Source organism: Pseudoflavonifractor sp. HNCC25GI2 (assembly GCF_058136395.1).
Map to the genome: position 1 here is coordinate 66,892 of NZ_JBYUOW010000001.1, position 14,755 is coordinate 81,646.

Annotated in this window: 14 protein-coding genes and 1 riboswitch; of the genes, 11 read left to right on the forward strand and 3 right to left on the reverse strand. The window is 62.0% G+C overall.

Annotated features, from left to right (window positions below):
* Positions 1 to 15 precede the first annotated feature (15 nt).
* On the reverse strand, positions 16 to 1,335 hold the full coding sequence (gene aspS, locus AC3YUO_RS00310; RefSeq protein WP_489961482.1) for an aspartate--tRNA(Asn) ligase: 1,320 nt from the start codon (positions 1,333 to 1,335) through the stop codon (positions 16 to 18).
* A 518-nt stretch (positions 1,336 to 1,853) separates the two neighbouring features.
* Here aspS and AC3YUO_RS00315 point away from each other — a divergent pair.
* The 4 genes from AC3YUO_RS00315 (at position 1,854) to AC3YUO_RS00330 (ending at position 6,169) form a co-directional block, all read left to right on the forward strand.
* The gene (locus AC3YUO_RS00315) at positions 1,854 to 2,423 is read left to right on the forward strand and encodes a uracil-DNA glycosylase (protein WP_489961054.1); all 570 of its coding nucleotides are present in this window, start codon (positions 1,854 to 1,856) and stop codon (positions 2,421 to 2,423) included.
* A 163-nt stretch (positions 2,424 to 2,586) separates the two neighbouring features.
* Positions 2,587 to 3,147 (forward strand): RNA polymerase sigma factor, encoded by a 561-nt coding sequence (locus tag AC3YUO_RS00320; RefSeq protein ID WP_489961055.1) that lies wholly within the window; start codon positions 2,587 to 2,589, stop codon positions 3,145 to 3,147.
* The gene (locus AC3YUO_RS00325; protein WP_489961056.1) at positions 3,128 to 4,561 is read left to right on the forward strand and encodes a stalk domain-containing protein; all 1,434 of its coding nucleotides are present in this window, start codon (positions 3,128 to 3,130) and stop codon (positions 4,559 to 4,561) included. Before AC3YUO_RS00320 ends, AC3YUO_RS00325 begins: the two co-directional genes overlap by 20 nt.
* 93 nt (positions 4,562 to 4,654) lie before the next feature.
* A complete protein-coding gene (locus AC3YUO_RS00330) occupies positions 4,655 to 6,169 on the forward strand; it encodes a B12-binding domain-containing radical SAM protein (RefSeq protein ID WP_489961057.1) in 1,515 nt (504 codons plus the stop codon).
* 43 nt (positions 6,170 to 6,212) lie between these two features.
* On the opposite strand, the gene AC3YUO_RS00335 is transcribed toward AC3YUO_RS00330, so the two are convergent.
* Positions 6,213 to 7,064, reverse strand: coding sequence for an aminotransferase class IV (locus AC3YUO_RS00335; RefSeq protein WP_489961058.1), 852 nt, complete (start codon positions 7,062 to 7,064; stop codon positions 6,213 to 6,215).
* Between the two features lies 1 nt (position 7,065).
* Entirely contained in the window at positions 7,066 to 7,641 is a 576-nt protein-coding gene (locus AC3YUO_RS00340) for a phosphatase PAP2 family protein (RefSeq protein ID WP_489961059.1), read from the reverse strand.
* A gap of 158 nt (positions 7,642 to 7,799) precedes the next feature.
* Between AC3YUO_RS00340 and AC3YUO_RS00345 the strand changes: the two genes are divergently transcribed.
* The 7 genes from AC3YUO_RS00345 (at position 7,800) to AC3YUO_RS00375 (ending at position 14,753) form a co-directional block, all read left to right on the forward strand.
* Entirely contained in the window at positions 7,800 to 8,891 is a 1,092-nt protein-coding gene (locus AC3YUO_RS00345) for a glycosyltransferase family protein (RefSeq protein WP_489961060.1), read from the forward strand.
* 311 nt (positions 8,892 to 9,202) lie between these two features.
* Positions 9,203 to 9,700 carry a 5-(carboxyamino)imidazole ribonucleotide mutase gene (gene purE, locus AC3YUO_RS00350; protein ID WP_489961483.1) on the forward strand — a complete coding sequence of 166 codons (498 nt, stop codon included), beginning with the start codon at positions 9,203 to 9,205 and terminating at the stop codon, positions 9,698 to 9,700.
* Between the two features lie 76 nt (positions 9,701 to 9,776).
* Entirely contained in the window at positions 9,777 to 10,487 is a 711-nt protein-coding gene (gene purC, locus AC3YUO_RS00355; RefSeq protein ID WP_489961061.1) for a phosphoribosylaminoimidazolesuccinocarboxamide synthase, read from the forward strand.
* Positions 10,488 to 10,613: 126 nt separating this feature from the next.
* The gene (locus tag AC3YUO_RS00360) at positions 10,614 to 12,035 is read left to right on the forward strand and encodes an amidophosphoribosyltransferase (RefSeq protein ID WP_489961062.1); all 1,422 of its coding nucleotides are present in this window, start codon (positions 10,614 to 10,616) and stop codon (positions 12,033 to 12,035) included.
* Positions 12,036 to 12,144: 109 nt separating this feature from the next.
* Positions 12,145 to 13,188: a phosphoribosylformylglycinamidine cyclo-ligase gene (purM, locus tag AC3YUO_RS00365; RefSeq protein WP_489961063.1), complete on the forward strand. Its 1,044-nt coding sequence runs from the start codon at positions 12,145 to 12,147 to the stop codon at positions 13,186 to 13,188.
* A 53-nt stretch (positions 13,189 to 13,241) separates the two neighbouring features.
* The gene (gene purN, locus AC3YUO_RS00370) at positions 13,242 to 13,868 is read left to right on the forward strand and encodes a phosphoribosylglycinamide formyltransferase (RefSeq protein ID WP_489961064.1); all 627 of its coding nucleotides are present in this window, start codon (positions 13,242 to 13,244) and stop codon (positions 13,866 to 13,868) included.
* A gap of 47 nt (positions 13,869 to 13,915) precedes the next feature.
* Positions 13,916 to 13,995: riboswitch (ZMP/ZTP riboswitch) on the forward strand.
* A 50-nt stretch (positions 13,996 to 14,045) separates the two neighbouring features.
* A complete protein-coding gene (locus AC3YUO_RS00375) occupies positions 14,046 to 14,753 on the forward strand; it encodes an IMP cyclohydrolase (protein ID WP_489961065.1) in 708 nt (235 codons plus the stop codon).
* Positions 14,754 to 14,755: the final 2 nt, after the last annotated feature.

Here is a 14,755-nt window from a genome sequence, read left to right on the forward strand (position 1 = left end):
TCTCTGTTTGTCTGTTCAGGGCTCCAGCCGGCTCCGGTCACGGGGGAACAGGCTGGCCCGGCGCACGTTGTCCAGGCCGCACAGCTGGGCGGTGAGCCGCTCCAGGCCAATGCCCAGGCCGCCGTGGGGAGGCATGCCGTGCTTGTGGATCATGAGGTAGCTCTCAAACTCCTCCGGGTGCATCCCCTTCGCCAGCATCTTGTCCACCTGCTGCTGGTAGTCGTGGATGCGCTGTCCGCCGGTGGTCACCTCCAGGCCCCGGAACAGCAGGTCGAAGGACAGGGTATAGCGGGAGTCCTCCGGGTCGTCCATGGCGTAGAAGGGGCGCTTCTTGGTGGGATAGTGGGTGACAAAGACGAAGTCGGCACCGTACTCCTCCTTGAAGTAGCGGCCGATGTTGTGCTCCTCTTCCGGCTCCAGGTCAAAGGGGTCCCGGATGGGTCGGCCGTACTTCTCAGCGGCCAGGCGCTTGGCCTCGTCGAAACGGACCACTGGAATCCGGTCCGCCTGGGGCAGCTCCACCCCCAGCAGGGCCAGCTCCCGGCTGCACTCCCGGTCCAGAAGGTCCACGGCGTACTTCAAGAAGCCCGCCTCCATGTCCATGACCTCCTCAAAGGAGCGGATATAGCCCATCTCAAAATCCAGGGAGGTGTACTCGTTCAGGTGCCGCTGGGTGGAGTGCTTCTCCGCCCGGAAGACGGGAGCTACCTCAAAGACCCGCTCGAACACCCCCACCATGGTCTGCTTGTAGAACTGGGGGGACTGGGCCAGGAAGGCCTTGCGGCCGAAGTAATCCAGGCGGAAGATGTTGCTGCCGCCCTCGGCCCCGGCGTGGACAATCTTGGGGGTATGAATCTCCGTAAAGCCCTGGGTGGTGAGGTACTCCCGGAAGGCCCGGCACAGCCCCGCCTGGATGCGGAACACCGCACGCTCCCGCTGGGCCCGCAGCACCACCGGTCGGAGGGACAGCTCGGTGTCCAGGCTCAGGTTCAGCTTCCGCTTGGCCACAGGCACCGGCATGGGGGCCGCAGGACGGGAGAGAACCTCCACGCTCTCCACCGCCAGCTCCCGGCCGCCGGGGGCCCGCTCCTCGGGACGCACCAGGCCGGTCACCCGGACGGCGTACTCCTCGCCAAGCCCCTCCGGCTCAATCTCCGGCGGACACACACACTGCAAAAGTCCATCCACCATGCGCAGGGTCAAAAAGGCGATGCCGCCCAGGCGGCGCAGGGCGTGGACCGCACCGTGGACCGTGACCTGCTGTCCATCCAGTTCCCCCGAGGTCACCATCCGGGCACTTATCTGTTGTTCGGGACTTCCAACTACAAATTTCATCACAATCAACCGTTCCTTTCTGGTCTTGTGATACGCCCCGGACAAGCAAAAAGCCCGGGGTGTATCAAAAACAATACACCCCGGGACGAAATCACCGTTTCCATGATTCCGCGGTACCACCCGCGTTGCCTCTCCAACAAGAGACCTCTTTCGAGCCCCGGTAACGTGGGGAAGACGGACAGCCCTCAAGCGGAGGAATCCTCCCTTCGAACTGTCAGCTCAGAAGTGTTGCGCTGCCCCGTCTCTCCCAACCAGGCTTTCAGCACGGTGGCCCGGTCTCTCTGTTGGATGCCGTGGGGCGCGGTCTTCGTCAGCGCCGTTTGATTTATTATGGGCGAATTATAAAACACTCTTGCACCGCTGTCAAGGCAAAATTTTGCCAATTCAGCGCAATGATGTGAGAGAGTGTTTTGTGCGTTTTTCCGCTGCCGTTTGAGCAGCCGGGAAGGGCTTTCCCTCCGGTTTCATCTGTGCTATACTGAGTGCAATTCAAAGTCTGACAAAGGAGGAACCGGACGATGCTGAATTGGGAGGCACTGGAGCAGACCTGTAAAAGCTGTCAGAAATGCGCCCTGGCGGACACCCGGCACAACGTGGTCTTCGGGGTAGGGCCCCGGAACGCGGAGGTCATGTTCATCGGCGAGGGCCCGGGGGAAAACGAGGATCTCCAGGGCGAACCCTTTGTGGGCCGGGGCGGAAAGCTGCTGGACGACATGCTGGAGCTCATCGACCTGAGCCGGCAGACCAACGTATACATCGCCAACATCGTCAAATGCCGCCCGCCCCAGAACCGTGACCCCCTGAACACCGAGCAGGACGCCTGCATCGGCTATCTGCGCAATCAGGTAGCCCTCATCCGCCCCAAAATCATCGTGTGCCTGGGCCGCATCGCCGCCATGCGCCTCATCAAGCCCGACTACAAAATCACCAAGGAGCACGGGCAGTGGGTGGAGAAGTCCGGGGTTTGGATGACCGCCCTCTATCACCCCGCCGCCATTCTCCGGGACCCCTCCAAGCGTCCGGACACCTTTGTAGATTTGAAGGAGCTGGAGAAAAAGATTCGGGAAGTATGCACCCATACCTACTGACGAAATACTTGTGCCCGCGCCGGACTGCTCTGCCGGCGCGGGCTGTTTTTTATGAAAAAAATTTTATATTGCCGCGACCACGCCCGTTCCTTCGGCGTACCTAGAACAGAAGACAGCCCCGACGGTTGTTTTTCCATCCCAACGACAGAGAGGAGGAAGTTCCTTGGACGAAGCAGCCCTGATTCTGGCCCTCCAGGCGGGGGACCGACACGCCCTGGAGCAGGTGATCCGTCTCTACACCCACTACCTCACCGCCGTCTCCGCCCGGGCCATGGCCCCCAATCCTGCCCAGGAGGATCTGGAAGAGGTGGTATCGGACACCTTTCTAGCCCTGTGGCGGTTTCGGGCCAATCTGGACCCGGAGCGTCCCCTGCGTCCCTGGCTGGCGGTAGCGGCCCGGAACCTGGCCATCAGCCGCCTGCGCCGCCACCAGGAGACCCAGGATCTGTCGGACACTCTGCCTGACGGCCGCCCCGGCCCGGAGGAACTGGCTCAAAACGAGGCGCTTCACCGCCACCTGCGCACCCTGGTGGAGGACATGGAGGAGCCTGACCGCACCTTGTTTCTGCGCTACTACTACGAGGAGGAGCCGCTGCACCAGATTGCCCCTCAACTGGGGCTGGGTCTGTCCGCCGCCAAAAGCCGGCTGGCCCGGGGGCGGAAGCGACTGAAAACACAACTGACGGAAGAAGGAGGCGAACACCATGCAAAGCCACATGCATGAGCTCTGGGACGAGCTGAATCTGCCGGAGGAGTATCCCCAGTTGGATGAAGAGGCGATTCTGGCCCGGGTAAACACTGCCCTGGACGGCCCTGCCGCGTCCAGGAAAATCGGGCACAGGCGTTTTCTGAAACGTTCTCTTCTGCTGGCCGCCGCGCTGGTACTGCTCACCGCCACGGCAGCCGCCGTTTCCCGTGCCGGGGTGCTGGAGCTCTTCTTCCGGGGCGACACCAGCCAGCTGGAGCCCTACGTGCAGACCGCCCTGGACACCGCCGAAAATCAGAACTACCGCCTCACCGTGGACAGCTGCCTCTACGACGGGCAGAACCTCTACGCCCAAGTGACTGTGGAGGCGCTCAACGACCGGGCCGCCGAGGCTCTCATGAGCAACCGGGTCATCGCCGAGGCCCACCGGGCGTTCTGGGGCGAGGAGATGGTAAACGGTCTGCTGGAGAGCGGCTCCGCCGGACCGGACACCTTCCGGAGCAGCCTCAGCAGCCTCTCACAAAGCGGGAGTGCGGATACTCCCAGACTGACGGGCAGCACCGGCAGCCGGGAAATTCCCGGTCCCAACGACCACAGCCGTTCCTGGCAGATCGACATTCAATTCAGCGCCTATCAGGGCCCGATGGAACACCCGCTGCGCTTCTGGGTCGGCTTCATGGGGGAGGACTGCGCCGTGGAAATTCCCCTGAACCATGTGGTGGAGCCCATCCGCCTGACCCCCAATGCAGAGGTCACCTGCAACCCCTACACCGGGTACAGAGGGATTCTTCGGGAGTTTATTCTCACTCCCACCTCCTTCTCCATTGACGCGGAGCTCCTGGAGGAGCCGGACGCGAGCTACCACTCCAGCTCTCTGGATACGGCGGAGAATATTTTCTTCCTGCGGATGAAAGACGGCACCGTTCTCACCCGCATGCAGCTGGGCGGCATAAACGACCAGCTGGACACCGTGGTGGATCTCAGCCAGGTGGAATCCATCATCTACGGGGACACCGAGTTCCCAGTGGACGGCTCTGCCCCCTTTCCCGCCCAGCTGCCGGACAACCTCTACCCCTTCACCTACACGGAAATCGTGTCGGAGGGGTACGGTGACTTCCGCTTCCCGGTGGAGGAGCTGTGCCGGAAGCTGGGGGCCGACTACCGGTGGGACGAGGAAACCCAGACGGCCATCGCCACTTACCGGGGCGTCACCCTCACAATGACAGCAGGTGAAGACCACTGTCACGTCAACGGGGAACCTGTGGATCTCGCCTATACGGTCAGCTCCTCCCGCACGGTTCCTCAGTATATCGCGCTGGAGGACGGGGGACTCACCGCCCCGGTCACGCTGCTGGAATACTGGTCCCTGGACTACCCCTATCTGCGGGATGCTGACGGCTCTCCCTCCGGGGTCATGCTGGTTATTCCGTAACACAACAAATCAAGATGCTTCTCAGACGGCCCCGGCGTCCCGCGGGACGCCGGGGCCTTTTTTGCTCTTTTTATGGGAGAAAGGATGATTTTCTTGGACAATACAGCAGCTTTGCACCCTCTGGTGCGCCCGGTTGTGGTGCTGGTGGCCTTTTACAACAAGAAGGCCCTGGGGGTGCGGTATCTGGAACACGCTCTGGAGCAGGCGGGCTATGTGGTATATACCATTTTCTACAAGGACTTCAACAGTGTCCGTCCCGCTCCCACCACACCCCATGAGCTGGCACTGCTGCGGGAGGAGGTGGTCTCCGCCCGCCCGGTGCTGGTGGGCCTGTCGGTGATGAGCTCCATGTATCTGGACACGGTGTATCAGGTGATGGACACCCTGGCACCTTTGGGCTTTCCCCTGGCATGCGGCGGGGCCTACGCCACCATGTTCCCCGCTCCCCTGCTGGAGCACGGGGCCCACTTCGTCATCCGCAGCGACGGGGAGATCACCATGGTGCGGCTGGCCCGGGCCCTGCTTCAGGGAAAGGACTGGCGCAGCTTTCCCTCCCTGTGCTGGCGGGAGGATGGCATCGTGCGTGAAAATCCCATTGGGGACATTCTTTCGGATGTAGATGGCTACGGCATTCCGGCAGTGGAGTGCCGGGATGCCTGCTTTATTGAAAACGGGACGCTGACCCGGGGTGATCCCCAGCTGTCCACCCGCAGCTACGAGGTCATTGCCTCCCGGGGCTGCCCCTTCACCTGCTCCTACTGCTGCTGCGTCAATCTGCGCCGTCTGCTGCCCCGGGGCGTCCCCGGTGTGCGCACCCGGTCAGTGGAGAGCGTCATCTCCGAACTAAAGGAAGCCAAAAAGCGATGCAAGCGGCTGGTGTTCATCCACTTCTACGACGAGATCTTTCCCAACCTTCCCGGCTGGGTGGACCAGTTCTGCCGGGAATACCAGGCCCACATCCACCTGCCCTTCACCATCTGGTCCCACCCCAAGATGGTCTCCCCTCAGCTTCTGAACAAGCTCAAGGCCGTAGGGCTCACCGAGGTCATTATGGGCATCCAGTCCGGCTCGGAGCGGGTGCGGCGGGAGGTCTTTCACCGCTACGAGAGCCAGGAGGATATTCTCCGGGCCGTACGGGCCATCCGGCAGGCCGGGGTGTGGGGCAGCTTCGACTTTATGCTCCAGCACCCCTTTGAGACCATTGATAACCTGAAGGCCTCCTACGATCTGGTCCGGCAGTTCCCCTCCCCCTATGAGCTGCAGCTCCACGGCCTCAACTTTCTCCCGGGCACCGACATTGTGGACATGGCTCTGGAGCAGGGGCTTTACTCCAAGGAGGAGATGAACGCCATTCTATACGCCGGCATGGAGGAACAGTTTGGGGCCTACTGGATGCGGGAGGCCTCCCCGGCGAGCGAGGCCTGGTACCGGATGCTGCTGTGCTGGCAGTTTTCCCCCCTTCGCCCTTTGCTCCGCCGCTGGGAGGCGGACCCGGTGTCTCACGCCGCCGCGCTGGCCCGCTGCGCCCGCCTGGCCGGATGGATGAGCCGGGTGCGGTACGGGTGGAAAAAGGGCCGGGTGGTACTCAAACGACTTTGGATGGGATAAGCAAAAAAGGACGTCCGGCATAATCCGGACGTCCTTTTTTGTCTTATTGGGGCTGGGTCTCCCGATGGAACTTTTCCAGGTAGGCGTCCTGGAGAAGCTTCAGAAGCTTGGGGTCCTTGCCGCCCACGGGGATACCGTCCACCGACTCCACGGGGATGCACAGGGCGCTGGAGCTGGTGACCAGCAGCTCGTCGGCGTTCATGAGCTCCACCATGGAGAAGGGCTTCTCCTCCACAGGGATGCCGTGCTCCCGGGCCAGGGCCAGCAGATGCTTGCGGGTGACGCCGGGCAGAATCAGCTCATCCGTGGGGGCGGTGCGCAGCACACCGTCCTTGAGGATGGAGATGTTGCTGTGAGCACACTCGGTGACCCGGCTGCCCCGGTGGAGCACTGCCTCGTCACAGCCATGCTCCACCGCCCGCTGGTTGGCCAGCACACTGGGAATGAGGTTGAGGGTCTTGATGTTGCACAGCTTGAAGCGGATGTCCTCCATGGAGATAAGATTATAGGGCTTGTCCAGGGGCTTCATGGCGTGGGGCTTGACGTAGATCAGCAGGGAGGGGGTGACCTCCTTGGGCGGGAAGGGGTGGTTCCGGGGACAGACGCCCCGGGAGATCTGCCAGTAGAGGAACTGCACCGGGGCCTCCTCCGCCGCGCGGACCACCTTATAGAGCTCCTGCCGCACCTGCTCCCGCTCCATGGTAAAGGGGATTTCCAGCAGGCGCAGGCTGTTATACATCCGATCCAGGTGGTCTTCCAGTCCGAACACCACGCTGTTTGCCACCAGGGCCGCCTCATAAATACCGTCGCCGAAGTACAGCGCCCGGTCCCCCATGGGCACGGTCATCTCCTCCAGGGGGCCCATCACTCCATTATAATATCCTACACTTTTCATTTCATGGCACCTCTTTCTCGTTCGCCTTTCGCCTCTTCCAGTACCGGTTGATACGCAAGCCAATCTCCCAGGCCGCCCAGGCACACAGGCTGCCCACCACCGCGCCCGCCAGCACGTCGGAGGGGTAGTGGACACCCACATAAAGCCGGGACAGACCCATACATACGGCCAAAATCACCGCTCCCACCCGCATCCAGGTACGGGGCAGGGCCCGGGCCCAAATGATACCCGCGGCAAAGGCGGCGCAGGTGTGGCCCGAGGGGAACGAATTGGGATCGGGCTCGTTTACCAGGGGGATAAGTCCCGCCACATCAATCCACGGGCGGGTACGCCCCACCAAATGCTTCAGAACCACATTGGTACAGAGAAGCCCCAGCACCATGGCCAGCAGGGACAGGGCCCCCGCCTTCCGGGTCTTTGGAAAGCACAGCATCACTGCTGAGAGCACAATCCACAACATTCCCGCGTTGCCCAGACGGGTGTAGACCTCCACCAGCGGATTCAGCCAGGGCTGACGGACAGCCTCCTGAATCCACAGCAGAATGGGCCCCTCCATCTGGCAGAGGGTTTCCAGCATATTTTCCATCCTTCCGTTCTTGACCGGAGCTGGCCGGCCGCTTATAATTTAATTTAAGCTGGGCGGATTGGTCCCAGCTCGCCCTGATTATACCTTCTTTTTCTCTGCCGCGCAAGGCAGAACCACCCGATTTTTCCATTGAAACAGGAGACCTCGCCGTGAAGCAAATTCTCTGTCTGGCGGGGGAGCCCTGGAGCTCCTCCCCCGGCCGTACGCAGCAGCTCATCTCCCGTCTGCGGGACACCCAAATTCTATACTTCTCTCCCGCCAACGGCCGCAGCGACCGCTCCTTCCGGCAGAAGGGGAAAAAGGTCCGTCCCAATGTGACGGTGTATACCCTGCCTCCCCTGCTGCTGCCTGTGGAAGAGCGGTACAGCCACCTCTTCCGCATGGATCACCGGCGGCTGGGCCGCTTTGTGGCGGAGAAAGCCGCCCGGCACCGCTTCTCCGCCCCCCTGCTCTGGGTCACAAGCCCGGAGCATGTCCATCTGCTGGACCACCTGGAATACGGCGGTCTGGTGTACGACTGCGACCGGGAGTGGGCCGACCTCTCCCCCGCCTGGGAGGGCAGTCTGGCCGGGGCGGCCGATCTGGTCTTTGCCGCCTCCCCTCAGCTGCGGGACCGGCTCTCCCCCTGCAGCTCCAACATCGCCCTGTTGCCCAACGGGGTCAACTATCCCCTCTTCTCCGGCCAGGGGGCCGATGTGCGGCCCGACCCTCTGCCCCGGGTCACCGGCCCTGTGCTGGGGCGCGTGGGCACCCTGTGGGAGGATCTGGAGCTTTCTCCTCTGCTCACCGCCGCTCTGGAGCGGCCCGACTGGACCTTTGTACTGCTGGGCCGCGAGGAGGACAACCCCCTGCTGCACCGTCTGCACCGCCTGCCCAATGTCATCTTCCCCGGCCCCTGTCCCCTCTCCGAGGTGCCCGACTGGCTGTACCGCTGCAACGTGCTGCTGGACTTTCTGCGTCTGGACCGCCCCTACGACGACGTCATTCCATCCCGCCTTTATGAATATCTCTCCACCGGTAAGCCGGTGGTGTCCATGCTCTGGCCCGACCAGGTGGAGCTGTTCCCCGACGTGGTGTACTCCGCCCACTCCGACCAGGAATTTATCCAGTGCTGTCAGCACGCCATGGGGGAGGCCCACGACTTTGTCTCCCAGCGCCGTCGGGCCCACGCCAGCGCCGCCGCCTGGTCCGGCCGGGCGGGACAGGTGGCCCGGATTCTGGCCACCGCGGGGCTCTTGTAGACGGCCCGCCCCTGTGACAACTTTCCCCCTTCTTTTCCCCCGGAGCATTGTACAAGCCTACGAAATTGTTGCCGCCTCTTGCAAACTCCGCCAGTTTTCGATACAATTATTTCCTAAGAAGCTGGTGTCTGCATTCAATCATCCACCGGCAGCAGGGAGGTATCCGCCATGGCCCGCTTCCATACAATCTGTCCCCGGCAGTCCCGCTTCCATGGTCAGGGCACCAATCTGTCCAAACGTCACTGAGGAAATTTTATCAGGCTATCTGTATCAAGCAGATAGCCTGAAGTTTTTTGAGGAGGGACACGCTTATTATGAAAAAAGTCGCCATCATTATGGGCTCCGACTCCGATTGGCCCGTTGTCAAGGGTGCCTGCGGCCAGCTGGACGAGTTCGGCATCCCCTATGAGGCCCACATTCTCAGCGCCCACCGCACTCCCGCCGCCGCCGCGGACTTCGCCAAGAACGCCCGCGCCAATGGCTTCGGCGTGCTGATCTGCGCCGCCGGCATGGCCGCCCACCTGGCGGGCGCCTTTGCGGGCAACTCCACCCTGCCCGTCATCGGCATCCCCATGAAGGGCGGCGCTATGGACGGTCTGGACGCGCTGCTGGCCACCGTGCAGATGCCCAGCGGCATCCCCGTGGCCACGGTCGCCATCAACGGTGCCAAGAACGCCGCCGTGCTGGCCGCCCAGATTCTGGCTGTCTCCGATGACGAGCTGGCCGCCAAGCTGGACGAGGCCCGGGAGAAGATGGCCCGGCAGATTGCCGAGAAGGAGCAGAAGCTTCAGGCGGAGCTGAAGGGCTGACCCCATTTCCCCGCATTTTCCACACCAATTCCGGTTCTTTACGAGCGAATTATTATTTTGAAAGGGAGTATTCAGGATGAAAAAGCTGGAGCAGTTGTACGAGGGTAAGGCCAAGAAGGTATTTTCCACCGAGGATCCCAACGTGGTTATCGTCTCCTACAAGGATGACGCCACCGCCTTTGACGGTCTGAAGAAGGGCACCATCATGGGCAAGGGTGCCATCAACAACCAGATGACCAACTTCCTCATGCAGCAGCTGGAGAAGGCCGGCGTGCCCACCCACTTTGTGGAGGAGCTCAGCGAGCGTGAGACCGCGGTGAAGAAGGTGACCATCGTCCCCCTGGAGGTCATCATCCGCAACATCTCCGCCGGTTCCTTTGCCAAGCGCTACGGCGTGGAGGAGGGCATCGTCTTTGACGCCCCCACCATCGAGTTCTCCTACAAGAACGACGACCTGCACGACCCCCTCATCAACGACTATCACGCCGTGGCTCTGAAGCTGGCCACCTGGGACGAGATTGACACCATCAAGAAGTATGCCTTTGCCGTCAACGACTTCCTGAAGAAGACCCTGGCCGAGTGCGGCGTCACCCTGGTGGACTTCAAGCTGGAGTTCGGCAAGACCAGCGACGGCACCATCGTCCTGGCTGACGAGATTTCCCCCGACACCTGCCGCTTCTGGGATTCCAAGACCGGTGAGAAGCTGGACAAGGACCGCTTCCGCCGGGATCTGGGCAACGTGGAGGGCGCTTATCAGGAGATGAGCCGCCGTCTGATGGGCAAATAAGCAAACGCACCATACTGCCCGGAGTGAAGAGTGAAGAGCCAGGGGTGGAGCAAGGTCCTCCGCCGCCGCTTTTCCTCTTCACTCTCCCTTTTCTGCTTATGACTCTATCATCTTAGGAGGACCACAATGGGAGGCTTTTTTGGCGCCGTTTCCAAGCGGGACGTGTCTCTGGATATTTTCTTCGGAGTGGATTACCACTCCCACCTGGGCACCCGCCGGGGCGGCATGATCGTATACGACGAGAAGGACGGCTTTCAGCGCCAGATCCACAACATTGAAAACACCCCTTTCCGCACCAAGTTTGAGCGGGATTTGGCCGACTTCCACGGCCACTGCGGCATCGGCTGCATCAGCGACACCGATCCCCAGCCCCTGCTGGTGCGCTCCCACCTGGGGCTGTACGCCATCTCCACGGTGGGCATCATTAACAACGCCGAGGAGCTCATTCAGCGCTACTTCTCCGACCACGGCCATCAGTTCATGGCCATGAGCTCCGGAAAGGTCAATGCCACTGAGCTCACCGCCGCCCTCATCAACCAGAAGGAGAATCTGGTGGATGGCATTCTTCACGCCCAGGAGCTGATTGACGGCTCCTCCACCATCCTCATTCTCACCCCCGACGGCATCATCGCCGCCCGGGACAAGCTGGGCCGTCTGCCCGTCCTCATCGGCAAGGGACCGGAGGGCTGCTGCGTGTCCTTCGAGTCCTTCGCCTACCACAAGCTGGGCTATGAGGACGCCTACGAGCTGGGCCCCCGTGAGATTGTAAAGGTCACCGCCGACGGCTTTGAGACCCTCTCCCCCGCCGGAAAGGACATGAAGATCTGCGCCTTCCTGTGGACCTACTACGGCTACCCCAACTCCAACTACGAGGGAGTCAACGTGGAGGTCATGCGCTACCGCAACGGCGAAATCATGGCCCGGGCCGACAAGGAGCGGAATGTGGCCCAGGATGTAGACTATGTGGCCGGTGTCCCCGACTCCGGTCTGCCCCACGCCATCGGCTACGCCAACGCCAGCCACATCCCCTTCGCCCGTCCCTTCGTGAAATATACCCCCACCTGGCCCCGCTCCTTCATGCCCACCAATCAGGAGGTACGCAACCAGGTGGCCAAGATGAAGCAGATTCCCGTCCCTGAGCTCATTCAGGGCAAGAAGCTCCTCTTTGTGGACGACTCCATCGTCCGGGGCACCCAGCTGCGGGAGACCGTGGAGTTCCTCTACGAGTCCGGCGCCAAGGAAGTCCACATGCGCTCCGCCTGCCCGCCCATTATGTACGGCTGCAAGTACCTGAACTTCTCCAGCAGCAACTCCGAGATGGAGCTGCTGGCCCGCCGCACCGTCCAGGAGCTGGAGGGCGACGAGGGCCAGAAGCACCTGCACGAGTACGCCGACGCCAACACCGAGCGCGGCCAGTGCATGCTGAAGACCATCTGCGAGAAGTTTGGCTTCGACTCTTTGGGCTACCAGTCTCTGGACGGTCTGCTGGAGGCCATCGGCCTGGACCGGGACAAGGTGTGCACCTACTGCTGGAGCGGAAAGGAATAAGCGGCAAGGAAGTTCGGCATCCGGCCCCGTCGGACCGAATCTCCACTCTGCGTTTTCCCTTTTCTGATTTCTGACTTCAAATTCCTAATTTGACTTTGGAGGTTTTACCATGAAGAACTCCCATTCCGAGTCCTACGCCGCCGCCGGCGTGGACGTTACCGCCGGCTACGAGGCGGTACGCCGTATCAAGCCCATGGTGGAGTCCACCTACATCCCCGGCGTCATGGGGACCCTGGGCGGCTTCGGCGGCATGTTCGCCCCGGAAATGGCCGGGATGAAAAAGCCCGTGCTGGTCTCCGGCACCGACGGCGTGGGCACCAAGCTGCGTCTGGCTCAGCTGATGAACAAGCACAACACCATCGGCATCGACTGCGTGGCCATGTGCGTCAACGACATCATCTGCGGCGGTGCCTCCCCCCTGTTCTTCCTGGACTACATCGCCTGCGGCAAGAATGACCCCGTGCGCATTGCTGAGATCGTGGAGGGCATTGCCGAGGGCTGCCGCCAGTCCGAGTGCGCCCTGGTGGGCGGCGAGACCGCCGAGCACCCCGGTCTGATGCCCGACGAGGACTACGACGTGGCCGGCTTCTCCGTGGGCATTGTGGACGAGGAGAAGATCATTGACGGCAAGCGTCTGGCTGAGGGCGACGTTCTCATCGGCCTGGGCTCCACTGGCGTCCACTCCAACGGCTTCTCCCTGGTGCGCAAGGTCTTTGACATCGAGAACGCCGACCTCACCTCCCCCGTGGAGGAGCTGGGGGGCAAGAGCCTGGGCGAGACCCTGCTCACCCCCACCCGCATCTACGTCAAGGCCATCAAGGCCCTGCTGAAGGCGGGCGTAGACATCCACGCCATCAGCCACATCACCGGCGGCGGCTTCTACGAGAACGTGCCCCGCATGATGACTGAGAACCTCACCGCCCGGATTGACCTGAAGTCCTTCCCCCGCCTGCCCATCTTCGACCTCATCCAGAAGAAGGGCAATATCCCCGAGCGGGACATGTATAACACCTTCAACATGGGCATCGGCATGCTGCTGGCCGTCCCCGCGGGACAGGCGGAGCAGACCCTGGCCGTGCTGAAGGAAGCCGGTGAGGCCGCCTGGCAGGTGGGCTCCGTGGTCTCCGGCGACGCCGGGGTGGAGCTGGTCTGAGCCGGGCGTTCCGCCGTCCGTCTTTCATCTGAACAAAAGGGGTTGTGATTCCGATGAACAAACGCATTGCGGTGCTGGTCTCCGGAGGCGGCACCAATCTCCAGGCTCTCCTGGACGCCCAGAGCCGGGGCGAGATTGTAAACGGCGAGATTGCCGCCGTCATCTCCTCCAGCCCTGAGGCCTACGCTCTGGAGCGGGCCAAAAAGGCGGGGGTGCCCGGCTATGTGCTGGAAAAGAAGGACTGCCCCGACGCCGCCAGCCTGACCCACGCCCTGGTGGAACTTCTTCACAAGCTGGACATCCAGCTGGTGGTGATGGCCGGATTTATGACCATCGTCACCGGAGAGCTGTTCCAGGCCTACGAGAACGCGGTCATCAACGTCCACCCCTCCCTCATCCCCTCCTTCTGCGGCAAGGGCTGCTACGGACTCCACGTCCACGAGAAGGCCTTGGCCTACGGGGTGAAGGTCTCCGGCGCCACCATCCATTTCGTCACCGAGGAGTGCGACGCCGGCCCCATCATTCTGCAAAAGGCGGTGGAGGTGCTCCCCGACGATACCCCGGAGGTACTGCAGCGTCGGATTATGGAGACCTGCGAGTGGAAGCTCCTGCCTCAGGCCGTCTCCCTCTTTTGCCAGGACCGGCTGCGGGTGGAGGGCCGCACGGTACACATTCTTTAAAAACCGGAACACCAAATTGACAAAGGCGCGCCGGATATGATACCATAAGCGGGCGGTATGACTGACGGAAGTGGAAGTGACCACAGGGAGTACCGCCTTGGAACAGCCGACCGTCTGGGCGCACCTCGTTCAAAAGCGTGGTGCGCCCTTTTTTATGGACTGACAAGGAGGAGTTTTATGGAAAAGCTTGATTTGTGCGCCTACCTGCGCCAGCACCCCTACCCCGGCCGGGGCATTTTGCTGGGCCACAGCGCCGACAACACCAAGGCCGTCATCGCCTACTTCATCATGGGCCGCAGCGAGAACAGCCGCAACCGTATCTTCGAGGCCACCGAGGACGGTATCCGCACCCGGGCCTATGACGAGAGCAAGATGACCGACCCGTCTCTCATCATCTACCACCCGGTACGCAAAGTGGGCTCTACCACCATCGTCACCAACGGGGATCAGACGGACACCATCGCCAACGCCATGAAGGAGAGCCACAGCTGGATCCGCGCCCTGCGCTCCCGCTGCTATGAGCCCGACGGTCCCAACTACACCCCCCGCATCTCCGGCATTCTCCGTGAGGACGGCAGCTATGCCCTGTCCATCCTCAAGTCCGCCGACGGTGACCCCAGCTGCAACCACCGCTATTTCTATGAATATGACGTCCCTCTGGCCGGGGAGGGCCGGTTCATCCACACCTATCAGGAGAATCTGGACCCCCTGCCCTCCTTTGAGGGAGAGCCCCGCCGGGTGGCCGTCACCGCCTCCACCGCCGCGGAGCTGGCCGACCAGCTGTGGGAGAACCTGAACGCGGACAACAAGGTGTCCCTCTATGTGAGCTATGTAGACCTGGCCTCCGGCCAGGCGGACACTGTCATCATCAACAAGCACGGCTGAGC